Annotated in this window: 15 protein-coding genes; 10 read left to right on the plus strand and 5 right to left on the minus strand. The window is 41.4% G+C overall.

The features are described 5' to 3' along the window. The first annotated feature begins 1,206 nt into the window (after positions 1-1,206). Together IJ00_RS13080 and IJ00_RS13085 are read left to right on the plus strand one after the other, a co-directional pair. Positions 1,207-3,354, plus strand: coding sequence for a peptidase domain-containing ABC transporter (locus IJ00_RS13080; protein WP_035153684.1), 2,148 nt, complete (start codon positions 1,207-1,209; stop codon positions 3,352-3,354). 37 nt (positions 3,355-3,391) lie between these two features. After that, entirely contained in the window at positions 3,392-4,849 is a 1,458-nt protein-coding gene (locus IJ00_RS13085; protein WP_082127321.1) for an HlyD family efflux transporter periplasmic adaptor subunit, read from the plus strand. A 344-nt stretch (positions 4,850-5,193) separates the two neighbouring features. Here IJ00_RS13085 and IJ00_RS13090 read toward each other — a convergent pair whose 3' ends face one another. Continuing rightward, positions 5,194-6,432 carry a type IV pilus twitching motility protein PilT gene (locus IJ00_RS13090; protein ID WP_035153685.1) on the minus strand — a complete coding sequence of 413 codons (1,239 nt, stop codon included), beginning with the start codon at positions 6,430-6,432 and terminating at the stop codon, positions 5,194-5,196. A gap of 405 nt (positions 6,433-6,837) precedes the next feature. Between IJ00_RS13090 and IJ00_RS13095 the strand changes: the two genes are divergently transcribed. The 3 genes from IJ00_RS13095 (at position 6,838) to IJ00_RS13105 (ending at position 8,952) form a co-directional block, all read left to right on the plus strand. Then, the gene (locus IJ00_RS13095; protein WP_035153686.1) at positions 6,838-7,977 is read left to right on the plus strand and encodes a DUF58 domain-containing protein; all 1,140 of its coding nucleotides are present in this window, start codon (positions 6,838-6,840) and stop codon (positions 7,975-7,977) included. A 220-nt stretch (positions 7,978-8,197) separates the two neighbouring features. After that, on the plus strand, positions 8,198-8,563 hold the full coding sequence (locus IJ00_RS13100) for a ferredoxin thioredoxin reductase catalytic beta subunit (RefSeq protein WP_035153688.1): 366 nt from the start codon (positions 8,198-8,200) through the stop codon (positions 8,561-8,563). Next, positions 8,560-8,952: a DUF309 domain-containing protein gene (locus tag IJ00_RS13105; RefSeq protein ID WP_035153689.1), complete on the plus strand. Its 393-nt coding sequence runs from the start codon at positions 8,560-8,562 to the stop codon at positions 8,950-8,952. Before IJ00_RS13100 ends, IJ00_RS13105 begins: the two co-directional genes overlap by 4 nt. A gap of 77 nt (positions 8,953-9,029) precedes the next feature. Here IJ00_RS13105 and IJ00_RS13110 read toward each other — a convergent pair whose 3' ends face one another. Both IJ00_RS13110 and IJ00_RS13115 read right to left on the minus strand, forming a co-directional pair. Next, a complete protein-coding gene (locus IJ00_RS13110; protein ID WP_035153690.1) occupies positions 9,030-9,392 on the minus strand; it encodes a DUF2809 domain-containing protein in 363 nt (120 codons plus the stop codon). Positions 9,393-9,530: 138 nt separating this feature from the next. Continuing rightward, positions 9,531-10,283, minus strand: coding sequence for a phycobilisome rod-core linker polypeptide (locus IJ00_RS13115; protein WP_035159010.1), 753 nt, complete (start codon positions 10,281-10,283; stop codon positions 9,531-9,533). Between the two features lie 664 nt (positions 10,284-10,947). Here IJ00_RS13115 and IJ00_RS13120 point away from each other — a divergent pair. Together IJ00_RS13120 and IJ00_RS13125 are read left to right on the plus strand one after the other, a co-directional pair. Further along, positions 10,948-11,466: a phycocyanin subunit beta gene (locus IJ00_RS13120; protein ID WP_035153692.1), complete on the plus strand. Its 519-nt coding sequence runs from the start codon at positions 10,948-10,950 to the stop codon at positions 11,464-11,466. Positions 11,467-11,608: 142 nt separating this feature from the next. Then, entirely contained in the window at positions 11,609-12,094 is a 486-nt protein-coding gene (locus tag IJ00_RS13125; RefSeq protein ID WP_035153693.1) for a phycocyanin, read from the plus strand. 189 nt (positions 12,095-12,283) lie between these two features. On the opposite strand, the gene IJ00_RS29025 is transcribed toward IJ00_RS13125, so the two are convergent. Continuing rightward, positions 12,284-12,457: a hypothetical protein gene (locus tag IJ00_RS29025; RefSeq protein ID WP_168163473.1), complete on the minus strand. Its 174-nt coding sequence runs from the start codon at positions 12,455-12,457 to the stop codon at positions 12,284-12,286. 344 nt (positions 12,458-12,801) lie between these two features. Here IJ00_RS29025 and IJ00_RS13130 point away from each other — a divergent pair, with 344 nt between their 5' ends. From IJ00_RS13130 to IJ00_RS13140, 3 genes are all read left to right on the plus strand, one after another. Further along, positions 12,802-13,617: a phycobilisome rod-core linker polypeptide gene (locus IJ00_RS13130; RefSeq protein ID WP_035153694.1), complete on the plus strand. Its 816-nt coding sequence runs from the start codon at positions 12,802-12,804 to the stop codon at positions 13,615-13,617. 128 nt (positions 13,618-13,745) lie between these two features. Further along, positions 13,746-14,615, plus strand: coding sequence for a phycobilisome linker polypeptide (locus IJ00_RS13135; protein WP_035153696.1), 870 nt, complete (start codon positions 13,746-13,748; stop codon positions 14,613-14,615). A 47-nt stretch (positions 14,616-14,662) separates the two neighbouring features. Beyond that, positions 14,663-15,445, plus strand: a complete 783-nt coding sequence (locus IJ00_RS13140; protein ID WP_238178508.1) for a VOC family protein — start codon at positions 14,663-14,665, stop codon at positions 15,443-15,445. Between the two features lie 370 nt (positions 15,446-15,815). Here IJ00_RS13140 and IJ00_RS13145 read toward each other — a convergent pair whose 3' ends face one another. Continuing rightward, positions 15,816-18,017 carry a hypothetical protein gene (locus IJ00_RS13145; protein ID WP_035153699.1) on the minus strand — a complete coding sequence of 734 codons (2,202 nt, stop codon included), beginning with the start codon at positions 18,015-18,017 and terminating at the stop codon, positions 15,816-15,818. Between the last annotated feature and the right edge of the window lie 52 nt (positions 18,018-18,069).

The following is an 18,069-nucleotide window of genomic DNA, read 5'->3' on the forward strand; positions in this document are numbered from 1 at the left end:
AAATTTACAATTTCAGCTTTTGCAGTTGCATCTCTATCCTTAGAACAAGAAACCTAATTCCCCATACTTGATTTTTCTCCCTATGTGTTTCTGCAAAGCAAATAATACGGAAGTCGTGTAATTTTATTAGCTTTCTCACACAACCTGTGCTGCGATGTAGTTTCAGGAGAAACCATATATTCATTGTCTGAACTATTGCAAATTAATTTACCGTAGATTTCCGGAATCCGGTGGATACAAGGTGAAGCTAAACCTGACTTAAGTAAATCAGAGCGATAATCTCACAATAATTGAGTTATGAGATGATATTTTTGGCTTTGATTATTGACTATAATATCAATTATTTATATTACTATTTGTGCGGCAGATAGATTATTTTTGTGGCTAATTAATGCTATGAAAATAATTTTGCCGTATTTATATTTTTGAGTAAAAAGTATTAAAAAATACCTCTTCTGAAAACAGAAATAAACTATACATTTTTCAGTAATGACTTATTAATATTAGAGCTTTAATTTAGTAAACATAGGAACAAAGAAATATGTTCCTGACTCGGCTAGTTAAGATAGTTTTCATCAATCAAATTAAGGAGTCTGCAATGAAAGCTCTCGAAAAAAATGACCTATTTGCTAGTATTTCTGAAGAAGAGTCGGAATCAGTAAATGGTGGTAAATGGGTTCTGAGATGGCGTTGGTCTTACAAATGGATATACAACTATTTCACACATAAATACACGAAAGTATTCTTCAAAGTCTGGTTTTGGAAATGGATCTAAATCTGGATTTAGACAAACTTTTTTGAGATTAAATGCTAGGTGAGTTAAATTGATATTTAAGTATTCATTTTTCATAAGTAGCGGGAATATAGCGTTTCCCAATCAGATGAAATACAACCCCACCCGCCCTATCGGGCACCCTCCCGGATTTCGGGGAGGGCTGGGGAGAGGTTCTTCCATACCTCACTAGAATGAGAAACGCTATAAAATCCACCCAAAACTTATGAAAAGGGATTGCGAATATCATCTAACCTACGACTTAGACAAGTTTGCCATGTGAGTACTTTTGAGTATTAGGTAAGTGGGCACTTTTGAATATATATAACATCAGGAGTGCCTTTATTTCACAGAATTAAAAATATATATCTATATTATTCTAAATCGTCAAACATAGATATTATCTAACTAAATATTCTCAAACAAGACTTTCTATGAAATATGCTCAAGTTTTACAGCATACAGAAGAAGATTGTGGTGCAGCTTGCCTTGCTTCTATTGCTAAATATTATGGGAGAATCTTTACTTTAAATCAAACCAGAGAAGTTGTAGGAACTGGACAATCAGGAACTTCTTTATTAGGTTTAAAACAAGGTGCAGAGACATTAGGATTTCATGCACGAACGGTGAAAACATCACCAGAAATTCTGAACAGAATGCACGAAGCTCCATTACCAGCAATTATTCATTGGCAAGGTTGTCACTGGGTAGTTTTATATGGAAAGAATGGTCGTAAATGTGTAATTCTTGACCCCGCAGTGGGAATCAGATATATTTCTCAAAAAGAATTAGCTGAAGGTTGGGAAGACTGGATAACTTTATTATTAGAACCAGATCCAGTTAAATTTTATAGTCAACCCAATGCCAAAATCAGTGGTTTAGGAAGATTTCTCAAACATGCTTGGGGATATAGGGGAACTATTAGCCAAGCTTTTATTTTAAATGCTATTCTCGGTTTACTTTCCTTATCATCACCATTTTTATTACAAATACTCACAGATGATGTCCTAGTCAGAGGTGACACAAAATTACTGACAACAGTTGCATTATCTGTTATGGCAATGACTCTAATTAGCAGTGTTTTAGAGTTAATTCAGTCCAGTTTAATTGCTAATTTTGCCCAACGCTTAGAATTAGGGTTAATTTTAGAGTTTGGCAGACAAATTTTACGTTTACCCCTTGCTTACTATGAATCTCGTCGCAGTGGAGAAATTACCAGTCGTCTGCAAGATGTACAAGAAATCAATAGTTTAATATCTCAAGTTGTTGTCAGTTTACCTAGTCAATTTTTTATTGCCATTATTTCTTTTGCTTTCATGACTTTTTACAGTTGGAAGTTGACAGTAATGGCGGTAATTGTGGCAATTTTCATGACAGTATCGACAGTAATATTTTTGCCAGCACTCCAAAAGAAAACTAGAGATGTTCTAGTGACAGAAGCAGAAAACCAAGGTGTGCTAGTAGAAACATTTAAAGGTGCTTTAACCCTAAAAACTACCACATCTGCACCACAATTTTGGAATGAGTTTCAAAACCGCTTCAGTCGTTTTGGTAAATTATCCTTAGATACAATTCAAATTGGTATTATTAATGGAGCTTTTGCCAGCTTTATTTCTGCCATTGGGGGAATTGCTTTACTCTGGTTTGGTGGTAACTTAGTGACAAATTCGGCAGAAAATTTAAGTATTGGGCAGTTACTAGCTTTTAAATCCATGAATGATAATTTCTTGGGTTTAATTAGTACTTTAATTAAATTTGTGGACGAATTTACCCGTGTGAAAACTGCTACCCAAAGGTTGGGAGAAGTAATCGATGCGACACCTGAAGATGTGGGTGATGAAAATAAACCAACTGCTCGTCTTTCCTGTGATTCAGAAATTGAATTTAGTCAAGTAAATTTCCATTATCCCGGTAGAACAGAATTATTATCAGAATTTTCCTTAACCATACCTGGTGGAGAAGTGATTGCTTTAATTGGAAAGTCTGGTTGTGGTAAAAGTACATTTGCTAAATTGCTGACTGGACTCTATCAACCACAATCTGGGAATATTAGAATTGGATTATATAATCTTCAGGATTTATCTTTAGATAGCCTCCGTCAACAGGTGATTTTAGTTCCCCAGGAAGCACATTTTTGGAGTCGCTCAATTATTGATAATTTCCACTTAGCAAATGCAAATGCGAGTTTTGAAGAGATAGTAAGTGCATGTAAGATTGCCGAAGCGGATGAATTTATTAATAAGCTACCAGAAAAATATCAGACTATCCTAGGAGAATTTGGAGCTAATATTTCTGGGGGACAAAGACAAAGATTAGCGATCGCTAGGGCAATTGTCAGTGAACCTGCCATATTAATTCTAGATGAATCAACCGCAGGACTTGACCCCGTGAGTGAAAGTCAAGTTTTGCAGAAACTATTTAACTATCGTCGAGGAAAAACCACGATTTTAATTAGCCATCGTCCCAGAGTTATTAGCTATGCGGACTATATTGTGTATTTAGAAAATGGCAGAGTCAAAAACCATGGAACTCAAGAATATTTAAAAACCCAAAGGGGAGGACACTTAGATTTTTTAATTTAGTCAATGATGTAATATTTAACCAATTATCATAACTATCATGGTAAGTATTCCTGGGATTCACAAACAAGCTCATGGGAACAAAATAGATAATTTGGAATTAAAAAATGAAAATCTATCTTTATTACCAGTGGTAAATGGAGATGATTTTATACCTTCTACTAGTAAATGGATTCGCTTTAGCGGTTTATTTATTGCTGCGGCTGTTTTCAGTACTGTAGTTTTGTCAGCAGTAATTAAATATAATGTGAAAGTTCAAGCAACTGCCTTTGTGCGTCCCACAGGAGAATTAAGATTAGTTCAACCAGAGTTAGAAGGGGTAATTAAAACTGTGGAAGTTAAAGAAAATCAAGTTATCAAAAAAGGAGATATTATTGCCAGATTAGATGATGAACAACAGCAAATTAAAAAGAGTCAACTAACAGGAAATATTCAACAAAACAAGCTACAGATAGCCCAAATTGATGCTCAAATTAAATCATTAGAAGCGCAAATTGCTGCGGAATCACGGGTAATAATAGGAGCGATCGCCACAGCAAAAGCAGAGCTAGCACGTAGTCAAAAGGAATATGAAGAACGTAAAACAACTACCCAGAGCGATTTACTCTCCGCTCAAGCAGGTTTACAAAAGGCGATCGCCGATTTACAAAAGTCCCAAGCAGATTTGAATTTTGCCCATCGTGAACGTCTGCGTTATCAACAGTTAGCCGCATCAGGGGCGATCGCCACACGGGAATATGACCAAAAACACATGGCATGGGAGCAGGCAAAGGCAGCAGTCACCGCAGAATCTAAAAATGTCGAAATTGCCCGAACCAAGGTTAAGTCTGCTACAGCCTCAACTAACCCCAGTCAAGCATTGGTGGCGATCGCTCAAGAACGTATCACCCAGGAATCTGCCAAAGGAAAAGCAACAATTGCCAACCTCACCAAGGATAAGCAAGCTTTGGTACAACGACGTTCTGAGGTGCAAAATCTCCTGATTCAGGGAGAAAATGACTTAGCGCAATTAGACAATCAATTAAAAAGAAATGTGATTCGTGCTACCAGTAATGGGATTATTCAAAGGCTCCATCTGCGTAATTCCGGTCAAGTTGTACGTGTATCAGATACCTTAGCGGAAATTGCACCCAATAACACTCCCCTAGTTATTAAAGCCATGGTTCCATCCAATGAAATTAAAAATGTGGCGGTGGGGCAAAAAGTGCAAATGCGGGTGAGTGCTTGCCCCTATACAGATTACGGTACCCTCAATGGGGTGGTGACAGCAATTTCTCCCGACGCGATCGTGCCCAATAATAATGGTTCAGGAAATACAAATACTAATAGTTATTTTGAAACAACTATTCAACCGGAAAATATCAAATTTGGTCGGCAAAAGCACCAATGTCAAATTCAAATTGGGATGGAAGTGAAGACTGATATTATTTCCCAGGAAGAGACAGTTTTACGCTTTGTCCTCAGGAAAGCTCGGTTATTAACTGATTTTAATTTGTAGCAATCATAGAAAAACTGGAAAATTTGCCAATACAGCAGATTCGATGTTGATGAGGTACGACAACTGATTGAAAAAGTAATGAATAATGAGTAATGAGTCAGAAATTTACTTATTACTTATTACTTATAGCGTTTCTCATTCTAGTGAGGTATAGAAGAACCCCTCCCCAGCCCTCCCCGATTTCGGGGAGGGTGCCCGATAGGGCGGGTGGGGTTGTATTTTATCTGATTGGGAAACGCTATATTACATATTACTTATTACTGTAATTTATGACGTATAAAAACCCCGACTTTCCCAAGAAGCCGGAGTTATGAAAATTATGCTTTTTCCCAGAAAATCTGCCTTTATCTAGGGAAAAATTCTGATTGTGATACATCTCGTCGAGTATTATGAGCCGGATTTACCCCATCATTGCGAGCGCGACGACGCAAATCTCCCACATCAGGAGAAGCATTAACCGCAGCTTCAATACTAATTTGCCCAGAAAGCATTAATTGACACAGGGATTGGTTCATAATTTGCATTCCTTCACTTTGGCTTTCTTCCATCATTTGGTATGCTTCCATTTCCTCACCCTTAATTAAGAAATCTTGCATCGTTGGAGTATTAACTAAAATTTCCATCGCTGCTGCACGTCGTCTATCGGTTGTGGGTAAAAGTAATTGCGAAACAATAGCTACCAAAGAATCGACAATTTGTACCCGCATAGCTGCTTGTTCGTCAGGATTATAGATATTCAGCAAGCGATTAATCCCAGCGATCGCGTTCTTCGTGTGCAAGGTTCCCAAGACTAAATGTCCTGTTTGGGCAGCTTTCAGAGCAGTATCGACGGTAAGGCGATCGCGCATTTCTCCAATTAAAATGACATCCGGATCCTCTCGTAATACTGAGCGCAAAGCTTGCTCAAATTCAAAGGTGTGTAAACCGACTTCCCGTTGACTCACCAGAGATTTTTGAGAAGTATGGACATATTCTATGGGGTCTTCAATGGTGATAATATGCTTTTGAGCGGTTTCATTCAAATGACGAATCATTGCCGCGATCGTTGTCGATTTACCCGCACCTGTGGGACCTGTAACTAATATTAAGCCTTGCTTTTTACTAATAAATTTTTTCAGAATTGGTGGTAGGCGTAAATTATCAATAGAAGGTATATCTAAGGTAATTAAACGTAATACCATTGCTCCACCATTAACTGTCTCAAAACAATTAACTCGGCAACGCAAAAAATCTGGATAAAAAATAGCTGTATCTAATTCTTTATCCTCAATAAATTTCTGTTGTTGACAGGGTGTTAAAATCTCCTTCAGATACGTCTCAAATATTTGTGGTGTGGTAATTTCCCCTGACTGATACACCACCATCTGTCCCCGAATTCGTAAACGTGGCACCTCTCCCACTCGGATATGAATATCGGAAGCTTGCAGAGAGTGAGCTTCTTTGACAATTTGTTGAATGGAAGTTGCTTTTGCGGGAGTAAAACCTAATCTTTCTAACAGCTGGTTACTCGGTGGTGGTGGTAAAGGTAAATGGGGAAGATTTGGATTATGGGTAGAAAATTTTGATTGTGTATCCCCTTCCATATTTTTTCCTCAAGCAAGTATCAAGTTAAAAGCAACAGGTTATATATTCACAACCCGTAAACTTACTTAGATTGTAGAGTGGCTCCGTTCATCTACTGATTTTCTGACTTATCTTCATCAAGTCTTCAGGGAAATACAGAGATACTGTGAATTTCCTTGAAATTGTCAGATTAAACCGATTAAAATCTGCCAGGGATTCTGTTACCCCCATGGCATCTTTGGTGTTAATCAATGGTCATTTATCAAGAGATAGTGGATAGTTGTAAGTATTATTAGTTACATATTTTTTCTTCGAGATTCTGGGTAATAGGTTAACGAACTATGGCAAAACGTAATTACGAATTGTTTTAATTACCGATTACCTCTGAATCCGTTGGCAAATTTCGTCCTTAATCCTTTCTATCTATGAAACCTTTGATTAACTGGTTGGAAACCTCTGCCAGCAGCCCTGCATATAGTGGTTGGGTATTGTTGGGGATTGCCATTTGTTTTTTTGGCGCAGGTATCAATACCATGGCAGGCTGGCTATATGTCATCAGTGGAGTGAGTTTTGCCCTCCTAGGTGTGGCGGCAATTTTACCACCGCGATCGCTAACCCATTTATCCATTACTCGTCATCCCATTACTCCTGTCAGTGCGGGGGATGAGTTGTCAGTGGAATTGGAAGTGAGCAACTCTGGCAAGCAATCAGTCAACTTATTACAAATTGCAGATATCCTACCCTTTGTCTTGGGTAAACCCACCCAGCAAGCCATCGAAACTATCCCCCCCCAAACGAGTCACCGTTGGCAATACCATCATCCTGCCCCCCACCGTGGAGTCTATCGCTGGCAGACGGTAGAATTAGCCACAGGCGCGCCCCTGGGATTATTCTGGTGTCGGCGACAACATCAAGCCCCAGCAACTGCCTATGTCTATCCTCAGGTTTTGTCCCTCACCCAATGTCCCCTAATTGATCAGATGGGTGAAGAAGATAGCTTGCGTGGTGATCCACGGGGGAAACCCTTATCCATGGCAACGGAAGGATTAGTGCGATCGCTGCGTCCTTACCGTCTCGGTGACCCCATGCGGCTGATTCATTGGCGCAGTAGCGCCCGCTACGGTGATTTACGGGTGAGAGAATTAGAACTGATTACCGGAGGGCAGGAAGTCGTCATAGCCTTGGATACAGCTAGTAATTGGCAACCAGAGGACTTTGAACAAGCCGTAATCGCCGCAGCTTCCATGTACTTTTATGCACAAAAGCAACAGCTAGCATTACAGCTATGGACAGCAGCAACAGGAATTATCAAAGGTGAGTATAGGGTTTTAGAAACCCTGGCGGCAACAAATCCCCAGGAAGATAGAACCCACCTACCTCCCACTAGCTATCCGATAATTTGGTTAACCAGCAACCCCCTAACTTTGACTTCTCTCCCTGCTGGCAGCCGTTGGCTATTATGGCAATATCAAGCTACATCATCGGAAGCAATAATTATCAATCAGGATTTACCTGGTAAGGTGATACAAACAGAGGAGTCTCTCCAATTACAGTTGCAAGCGTAAAATTAAATAACTTGCATTCAAAATATCAATGAACGCAAGTTAATCAGCTTTGGGAAAGTTACCCACATTCTGCCGATGGTGCTACACCTGCTAGCAATGCCTTTGGGAAAAATATGGATAAATTTCAGCAGTGAAAATAAAGGGGAAATATCCCCAGTTATAGCTCACCAAGACTGCGGTACAATGCAAAGAAATGTGTAAATTATGAGCAGCCGATTCTATGATCTCACCAGAAGTGAACACTAAATCCAGCGATAAAAATCTTGATGCGATGCGGCATTTTTCAGAACAATATGCCAAACGCACTGGAACATACTTCTGTGCTGAACCCTCAGTTACCGCAGTAGTAATCGAGGGACTTGCCAAACATAAGGATGAACTAGGTTCCCCCCTATGTCCCTGTCGTCATTATGAAGACAAAGAAGCTGAGGTTGCTGCTGCTTTTTGGAATTGTCCCTGTGTACCCATGCGAGAGCGGAAAGAATGCCACTGTATGCTTTTCCTGACTCCAGATAATGAATTTGCTGGTGACAAGCAAGAAATTTCTCTGGAAACTATCAAAGAAGTCAGAGATAGCATGGGATGAGCGAAGATATTCCTGTGGAATTTTGGCAAGGTGTAGAACAGTTTAACGCTGGAGAATTCTACGCCTGTCATGATATTTTAGAAGCCCTGTGGATTGAAGCCCTTGAGCCAGAAAAGACCTTTTATCAAGGTGTTTTGCAAATAGCTGTCGGCATATATCATTTGGGTAATAGTAATCTGCGAGGTGCAGCAATCCTACTGGGTGAGGGTAGTAATCGTTTGCGACGCTACCCGGCTGTTTTTAGCGGAATTGATGTTGATGAACTGTTTGAGCAAAGCATAGTTTTGTTGAAGACTGTACAGCAAATGCAGCCAGGAACTGTGATGAATTTAAATTTAGGTGCTGACAGTGGAATATCATTACCAAAGATAATCCGCGCAGAAGAGTAACAAAACTTAATACAATCTTAATTTTAGCTCTTGGGTAAGTGCTGACAGCTTGTTTGCATTGAAAGTAGTGAGAATTATCATTTCTTGTTTTCTAACCAGAAAACTGTGAGACAACCGATGGCATAGGCAATGATATCCTTCCAATCAAATGTACTGCCTAAAATAACAGCCGCCACCTGATTTTTTTGCCATCCCAAATAATTGATAAAATTAAAATATTGTAGAATCTCAACAGTGCAAGCGAAGAGAAAAACTGATAGGGCAAGAATAGATGATTTTATCTGTAAAAATGTTTTGAAAAAGCAATAAATCAGGATGACAACTAAAACATCGCCAATAAAGGGGCGGATAAAACTGTCATTAAAAAAAATCGCAATACACACCTCTATGACAAATAACAGCAAGGTGAAAAATAAATATTTTCGACTAAAAGTCAACATAGCGATCGCTCAAATTACATAACAGAGAATTATATCCATTGAATTTAAAATCTACTCCCTTGCTCATGAAAAAGGCGATCGCCCGATGATACCACCATAGCGATCGCCCTCATTTGCCCGAGATATATTAGCTGTCAATTAACGACGGCGATAGGGGACTGTCTTTTCAATGTCAATGTCGGAGATAGATTTATAATTTGGCTTACCACCTTTAGGGCTGATGCTTTCTGCCATACTGAGAAACAAAGTCGGATCGCCTGTTTTGGGTTGTCTGTCGTAGGAGCGGAAGTTGCGCACAGACTCTTGCCAAATCGGTTGAGGAAAACCTAATTGATTGCGATGGTAAGCATCATAGCGGGGAGAGGTAATGTTAAAGGGAATTTCGCCCACCGCACGACTAGGTAAAATCCGCCGACGCTGATAGGGAACAGTATTTTCACCGAAATTTTCGATGTATTCATCACTGTTGAGGAGCTCATCAACAAACCCCTTCACCCCCTTAGTCATCACTACTGCTGACCAGGCAATCTTTTCGGCGTTACTGTAAACTTTGCGTCCCAAGACCTTTTGTATACAGTGTTCCACAAAACGATAGTTACTGTTTTTGTTATAGAAGCTGTCGATAAAAGTATTAGATAGCAGCAACCCACGGATGAAGTCACGAACTGTGATTTGTCTATTACGCAGTTGGGATTCTAGGACAATTTCCCGATCCCACCTAAACGCATGGAAGAAAATCTGACGATAGGCTGCCTGAATCAGGTTTCCTATCTCGGTGGGCGAGAAGAGATCATCGGTGGAATAAATGATAGCTTCATCATCCCGTGCCCCTAGTGGATCTACACGATGGTTGGGACAAGAAGGAGCATAAGCCAATAAGGGAATAGCCACGTTACACAAACCCCCTGTGTTAACAAACTTAAAAAATAGCATTTTGATCATAAAAGATAAGGGGATTTCTACCTGCGCTAGTCTGACAAAATGTTACAGACCTTAACTTGATAGTTTTTGCTTAGTAAGCTCCATAAATCCGTAAAGTAAGTGATAAAAAGCTCAAATCTGCTAATAGTAAAAGTTCCTACAAGCCTTTCCAAACAAGCAAATGAGCGATTCTACCTGCATTTGTCAGCAGTCTGAGATGGGCAATAAAAAAGCTGAATGTTCATAAAAATTTAATTCAATAAAAATCTTGAAAAGCTTGCACAAAAAGAGATTGGGGCACTCTTAATATTTCTTAATTGATTCTATTTATCCTATGGATGAAATTGCACGAATTTTGCACAAATAGCTTGCTCTAATAAATCATGAGGCGGGCTGCTAAGAACTCAGGAATTATCAAAAATCCGGTTCTGAAGCCTGTTCTAGGAGCGTTGACAAAGTAAATGCCTAGGTCAGATTTTCCCTGGACAGTCTGATGTTTTGTGCAATTCGTCTAGTTTTGCGAAATTAGGCTATTTTGTGCAACGACCATTTCCAGCTGCTGAGGCAGTTAACACGACACTGTATCTGTCAGCCTTGAAGCAAAAATCAATCGCACAATTAGGAGATTGGATCAATGTTAGATGCCTTTACCAAGGTTGTTTCCCAGTCCGATAACCAGGGTCAGTTAGTGAGCAATGCTCAAATTGATGCTCTGTTGTCTATGGTTAAGGATGGCGCAAAGCGCACCGATGTAGTTAACCGGATTAGCAGCAACTCCTCCACAATTGTCACCAATGCAGCGCGAGCATTATTTGAAGAGCAGCCTCAGTTGATTGCTCCCGGTGGAAATGCTTACACCAACCGTCGGGTTTCTGCTTGTATGCGCGACATGGACATTATTTTACGCTACGTCACCTATGCAGTTTTTCTAGGAGATGCTAGTGTTCTCGACGATCGCTGTTTAAATGGACTACGTGAAACCTATTTGGCTTTAGGTGTTCCTAGTTCTTCCATGGCAACCAGCATCCTGAAGATGAAAGAAGCTGCAATTGCGATCGCCAACGATCGTAATAATATTCAACCTGGTGACTGTAGCTCTTTAATAGCTGAACTATCCAGCTACTTTGATCGCGCTGCGGCTGCGGTTAGCTAATAGCACCTCGACTTATAGGCAAGCTGAAGACAAACTTCTCAACAGTCATCACCTTGCAAACAGAGGTTCCAGCTAAAGCTCATTATTAGCAAAAGCTTTGTCCGGTTAAAACTTTTTAAAACACTACGGAGATATCATTCCGATGAAAACGCAATTGACTGAAGCGGTAGCAGCTGCTGATTCCCAAGGTCGTTACCTAGGCAACGTTGAACTCCAAGTAGCCTTTGGTCGTCTACGTTTAGCAACCGCAGACCTAGAAGCAGCAAAAGCTTTAGGAAGCAAAGCTCAACAGTTGGCTGAAGGTGCTGCCAATGCAGTTTACCAAAAGTTCCCCTACACCACCCAAATGCAGGGCAATAACTATGCCTCTGATTCTCGTGGTAAAGCCAAGTGTTTGCGCGACATCGGTTATTATGTGCGAATTATTCAGTACTGTCTAATTGCTGGTGGTACAGGTCCTGCGGATGATTTCTTATTAGCAGGTTTGGCAGAAATGCACAGCAGCTTTGAATTAGTTCCCAGCTGGTATGCAGAAGCCCTCAAGTACATCAAAGCTAATCATGGTTTAACAGGCGACCCTGGATTAGAGATCAACTCCTACATTGACTACATCATTAACGCCCTCTAGTTGAGTGCTGTGCCCGGAAAGATAAGCAGAAATATCAGACTTCTTGTAGATAGAAGTTGGCAAAGAGGGGTATTTTAATCCTCTCATGAGCAAAAATCTATTGTCCTCAGATGGCTCTTGAGCGAATGAATTTGTTTATCATTCCGGGCAACTTAAATAAGTAGTTGTGCAAAATTAAATATACATCTATCATTGCGTTTCTGTAGCGTCTCCTAGGGAGCAATATTCACCTGCATATTCTGATGAGAATGGTTGGAGATTTGTGGAAAAAGGGTCTTTCTCTGTCATGTGGTAGACGCTTCTGCGGCTTCTGTGCAGGGTATGTAGCATAGCGGTAGGCATCAGACTTCTAGTAGAGTACATTTCAGTATCTACCTAAAACCCTAAACTCTTCCTCACCCTGGGTTCTATTCAGAATAACAGAATTATCCTTCTCAAACTTTTCAAATATTCTCTGAGCTTAACTCCCTAGGAAGATTTGGCTTCGGGGTTTTCGCAATTATATATAAGTTTTTTTGCCTATCTACTTATCAGCAGTAAAGTTAAAAATCTGTGAAAAATTTTGTTTAAACTTTGCCCTAATTGAAACCTGAAATTAGCAATAATTTTCCTGGGTCATGGTGACAAAGGAAGCGATCGCTAACATGATTAATACAAAGGTTCTCAGGTGGGGTGAGGTGACTCATTAGCTTTGTGGGGAAAAATATATGGCAGGCTTACAAGAGGCAGGTAGATTAGGGATAAAACCCTTTGAAGAAGCAGCACCCGTGGAATTGCGCCCCAATTGGACTCCAGATGAGGTGAAAGCCGTAATTTCAGCAGCCTATCGCCAGGTGTTAGGAAATGAACACTTGATGGAGAGCGAGCGCTTAGTAGGACCTGAGTCCCTATTGATGCGGGGTATTATTTCGGTACGAGAGTTTGTACGGGCGATCGCCGAGTCGGATCTCTATCGCCAGAAGTTTTTGTACCCTAACTTCCATGTCCGCTTTATCGAGTTGAACTATAAGCACTTACTGGGACGCGCACCCTACGATCAGAGTGAGATTGCCTATCATTTGGATTTGTTTATCTCCCAGGGATACGAAGCTGAGATTAACTCTTACCTGAATAGTCCAGAGTATCTGGATAGTTTTGGGGAGAGCATCGTTCCCTATCATCGAGATTTTCAAGTCGATCACCCTGGACAAAGGGCAATCGGCTTTAGTCGTTTATTACAGCTGTATCGTGGTTATGCCAACAGCGATCGCGCCCAGGGACAAAAACAACCTCGCTTAACCTGGGAAGTAGCAAGAAATTTGGCAACTCCCATCTCTGCGCCGACTTCCAGCGCCCTCTCTGGGGCTGTAGGTGGTTCCCGTGGAGATGTATACAAACTCCGGGTAATCCGCTCTGCCTCCTCCAGATCCGCCGTTGTTCGTCAGGCGACAACCGAAATACTTGTTCCCTACGACCAATTGACGACGAAGTTGCAACAGTTGAGTCGTTCTGGCAGTAAGGTAATAAGTGTTACCTCTGTCTAGTGATGTTGGGCATCAGGGGTAATCTGTAATTGGGAATGCCAGAAAGTTTTGCCCCATTGCTGATTACCCTTTGTTGATCCACCAATTTTTATTCATTGCTATGACCAATTATTCAAGGAGAATATCCGGTGGCTATTACAACAGCTGCGTCTCGCCTCGGAACATCGGCGTTTAGTGATGCCGCAACCGTGGAATTACGTCCTAAAGCGACTCAGGGAGACATTGAAGCGGTAATTTTGGCTGTATATCGGCAGGTATTGGGTAATCCTCATTTACTATCCTCCGATCGGCTGGTAATTCCAGAGTCTTTGCTGCGCGATCGCAAGATTACGGTACAGGAATTTGTGCGTCAAGTTGCCAAATCCAGCTTGTACAAAGAGAAGTTTTTCCACAACAATTTCCAAAGCCGGACAATTGAGCATAACTATAAGCATCTCCTAGGGCGGGCACCCTATGAACAGTCAGAAATCACCGAACATTTGAATCGGTACGAATCCCAGGGTTTTGATGCAGATATTGACTCCTATATTGACTCACCCGAATATCAAGAAAATTTTGGTGAAAATATTGTTCCCTACTATCGGGATTTTGTAACCACAGGTATGGGGCAAAGAGCCGTGGGATTGCCCCGGTTACTGCAACTTTATCGTGGCTATGCTAGTAGCGATCGCGCTCAGTTGATTGGCAAAACTCCTCGCTTGGTTAAGGATATCGTTCGGAAAACAGCATCTGCGGTGGTTCCTCCTTCCGGTGGTGCAGGTGGTTTTGCGTTCCTGCCAGCAGCCAAAGGGGATGCTTCCTACAGCGCTTTTGGTGGTTCCAAAGCTTTCGGTTCTGGGCAACTTTTCCGGGTGGAAGTAGCTGCAATTAGTAAACCGGGCTATCCGAAAGTTCGTCGGGTGAACAAAGTTGTGGTTATACCCTACGAAGAACTCAGTTCTCATATGCAGAGAGTTCAGCGTCAGGGCGGTAAAATCGCTAGTATTACTGCACTCTAGACTTTAGCAGGAATTTTTCGGTAAATATTTATCTATGGCGATCGCTGTTGGACTTCAAGAAAGCTCGATGGCGATCGCATTTTTTGCTTAATAATTCCGTACTGCGGTGCTATGGTAATATCACGCCTGTATCATTACCTCAAATTGTTGTTGATACCAACATGGCATTTGAATTTGACCATCTTTTTATCTTGACTGATATTGGGGCTAGGGCTGCTGACCATCTAATATCATTTGGTCTAGTGGAGGGTTCATCGAATACCCATCCTGGACAAGGCACAAGCAACCGTCGTTTCTTTTTCCACAATGCCATGGTGGAGTTGCTGTGGGTTCACGATCCAGAGGAGGCAAAATCTGAAGCAATTCATCCAACTCATCTGTGGGAGCGATGGGAAAATCGCCATCATATGTGTCCATTCGGTATCTGTTTGCGTTCAGCCATGGGTTCTGATGACAAAGTTGCATTTGCTAGTTGGGCATACCGTCCCCCCTATTTGCCCCCAACAATGAGTATTGCAGTGGGTAAAAATAGTTCAGTGTTGACTGAACCGATGTTATTTCAAACTCCCTTTGCCCAACGTCCAGATACATACCCTGCGGAAAAGTCTCAACCTCTTAATCATGGTATTGGTTTGCGTGAAATTACTCGTGTAGAACTAGCGATGCCGACAGCAAATGCGCGATCGCCAGAACTGCAAGCGGTGATTGATACCAATCAGGTAAGGCTACGAATAGGGCAGGAAAATCTTGTGGAACTAGGATTTGACGGAGAATTACAGGGAAAACAGGTAGATTTTCGACCAGAATTGCCGCTTCTCATCACCTGGTAGTCTTCAGGAATGAGGCTAAAAATTTTATACTCACCAATTACGTGATATCAATGATTTTGTCAAGGAGAAACGTCATTGTTGAGGTGTGATATTCATACTTTTATACAAAATTAGAAAGACTACATCAATTCTTGGACTTTTGTCTGCTGATCTTTACCGAGATTTTACGTAATCTCCTATGAATACATCTTAAGCTATAGCTAGGTTTTCTAAGGCTATTGTCACGGGATAGGCAAACCGCCTATCCTTTTTTTTGCCTATAGGGGATATTACTGGAGTAATCATAGATTTTTGACTATAGGACTTCTCCTGAGAATAGATTTTCTCCTCGCAGTGTGTTTGCTTGATATTTAACAACACCAAGGGGATATCAAATTCCTAATAATTCATCTATGGGTATGGATGGTAAATCGGGAGGAACTACGGTGCGTATAACTGTAGTTTTGTGGCTTTCCTGTTGGGTAATCAGATGAATAGCGATCGCCTCTAAGCGAATTTCCACAGAACCCAAGGGAATATTTACCTGCGTAATTATATGTAAGCCTCCTTGAGGATGGGGTAATAAATCAGTCAGAAGGCGAGGACCATCTAGAATCCAGCGACTTTGGTAATCTTCTACCCAAAACTTGACAGCAATATGGGGTTGGGGATGGGGGATACGGATACTGACACGGATAGACTTGCCACCGATGAGTTCTCCGTCTGGTACGGATAATTCGGGAATTCCTAGAGGTTCATCTAGATACTGGGACACTGATAAAGCGGAAGACAAATCAGTCAGTGAGGGTTCATTGGTAGGTGGTGTATTTGCTACCACTTCTGGAGATGGGGTATCATCAACAACTATCTCCTGGGATAACCACGAGCGAGATTTGCTAGCTTGATGTTCTACAGGTGGAAGTTGTTTGACTTCGCTGGTAATATCAGATTCAATTTCTGCTGCGGTTGGGTTATTCAGCAGATAGTCATAATCTTCGTATTCGACATCGATGGGTTCAGCCAGGGCGTAACCTTGGTTTTGAATCCATTTTCTAATTAAAGGAGATACATAGGGTTCTTCGGTGGGTGTTGCTATCAGTTCGGAATTTTGAGATACGACTTCCGGATTTTCCTTGGTGATGGTGGGTAATTCTGCTTCGAGGTTGGGATTTTCGGGAGTGGAATCTGTGGGTGGGATTTCTGGGGTGATTTGGGGGGTTGGGGGAATGCGTTTCAACCAGGGAAAGAGAGTATTGCCTGAAGATAGAACTGATGATGATTCTGGTGAGGCAATGACACTTTGATTAACATTTTGATTTTTTTCCCCCGGAAGTTTCGGTAGTTGCAATCCTGGAGAATGTTTGGCTTGACGAAATCTCTCAGGATCGATACGTGGTGGTATGGGATTTTTCGGTAAAGGTTGAACTGGTAGAGATTCCCCAGATTTACTGGTTTTCACAAGATTGAATAGTTCTAAATCAAGGGAAATTTCTGGAGTTGGATGGGCTAGGGTGGTACTGAGGGAATTGCTTTGGTACAGTTCTAAATCTTGTTGACTGATAGTTTCACTGAGGGCGACTAATTCTGTAACATTTGCTGTTACTGTGAAGGATTTTTGGCTGAGGGGATGGGATGTTCCCGAGGAATCATCTAAATGGTGGAGAGTGATTTCACCCAGTAATAACTTAGATTTGCTCTCCTTTGGGGGTGCGATCGCCACGGTAAATTCCCAGGGTAAGGCAGCAACATGGAAAACCTGTGTTTCCTGGATTAAGATTTCCCCCGTTTCTGGCGATCGCAACTCTACCCGTAATTCAGTTTGATTCGCTGTAATTTGCCATTCTGGAGCAGATATTTGGGAGTTTTGGTATATTTGCCCATGAATATGAATTTGCTCTCCCCAGGATGTCATATAGGTTTCCTGGGGCAAAATTACTTCCAGAGGATAAATTGGGACGGTTGTTGGTATTTCCTCTTCTGCTGGTGTCTCTAGCAACTCTTGGGAGTCGGGTAACGCTAATTCCACCAAATTTTGGATAATTTGCTCTGCACTTTCTCCCTGCAACCAAACAGGATGAACTGGTTGATCAATTTCGGTAGCATCTGAGTTGGCATCACCTTCTGAGGGCACAATTGCTACAGAGTCGGAATTTTCCCTAGTCGCAACAACCTCTGATGGTTTGGGAATATCCGTCTCTAAAGCTACATCTGGTTGGGGAGAATCCGTATTTTCCCCTTCCTGCGTTGGCGGTAAAACTTGTAACTGAAACGAATAACTCCAAGATTTACCCAACATCTCTGACATCAAGTCCCCAGAACACTTGATTTCCCAATTTCCTGGTTGCAAGTAAGTATAGGGAATTACTGCCATTAACCCCTCTGGACTGGTACGGCGAGAGCGCTTGTAAATACGTCGTTTGGGCGGTACTTCTAAAGTCGAAAGGTAAGTAACTCTGACCTCAACATCTGTATTATAAATACTCGAACGAGCCACCACTCGATAGCGCCCCGCCGAGATTTCCAAGTTTGCCGTTTCTAGAGGTTGCCAAGAGCGATCGCCCTGCTTCTGTATCAGAAATTGCCAGTGTTCCATCTTCAGTGATGCTCAGACTGTAATATCAAGCTTGTAATATTTGCTTTACCTT

The sequence above is a fragment of the Calothrix sp. 336/3 genome, assembly GCF_000734895.2.
In the GTDB taxonomy this organism is placed as follows: Bacteria; Cyanobacteriota; Cyanobacteriia; order Cyanobacteriales; family Nostocaceae; genus 336-3.

Coding starts and splice junctions, on each gene's coding strand:
- IJ00_RS13125 (WP_035153693.1), top strand. CDS start 11,609: ATGAAAACGCAATTGACTGAAGCGGTAGCAGCTGCTGATTCCCAAGGT.
- IJ00_RS13105 (WP_035153689.1), top strand. CDS start 8,560: ATGAGCGAAGATATTCCTGTGGAATTTTGGCAAGGTGTAGAACAGTTT.
- IJ00_RS13145 (WP_035153699.1), bottom strand. CDS start 18,017: ATGGAACACTGGCAATTTCTGATACAGAAGCAGGGCGATCGCTCTTGG.
- IJ00_RS13080 (WP_035153684.1), top strand. CDS start 1,207: ATGAAATATGCTCAAGTTTTACAGCATACAGAAGAAGATTGTGGTGCA.
- IJ00_RS13090 (WP_035153685.1), bottom strand. CDS start 6,432: ATGGAAGGGGATACACAATCAAAATTTTCTACCCATAATCCAAATCTT.
- IJ00_RS29025 (WP_168163473.1), bottom strand. CDS start 12,457: ATGTACTCTACTAGAAGTCTGATGCCTACCGCTATGCTACATACCCTG.
- IJ00_RS13085 (WP_082127321.1), top strand. CDS start 3,392: ATGGTAAGTATTCCTGGGATTCACAAACAAGCTCATGGGAACAAAATA.
- IJ00_RS13110 (WP_035153690.1), bottom strand. CDS start 9,392: ATGTTGACTTTTAGTCGAAAATATTTATTTTTCACCTTGCTGTTATTT.
- IJ00_RS13100 (WP_035153688.1), top strand. CDS start 8,198: ATGATCTCACCAGAAGTGAACACTAAATCCAGCGATAAAAATCTTGAT.
- IJ00_RS13095 (WP_035153686.1), top strand. CDS start 6,838: ATGAAACCTTTGATTAACTGGTTGGAAACCTCTGCCAGCAGCCCTGCA.
- IJ00_RS13130 (WP_035153694.1), top strand. CDS start 12,802: ATGGCAGGCTTACAAGAGGCAGGTAGATTAGGGATAAAACCCTTTGAA.
- IJ00_RS13120 (WP_035153692.1), top strand. CDS start 10,948: ATGTTAGATGCCTTTACCAAGGTTGTTTCCCAGTCCGATAACCAGGGT.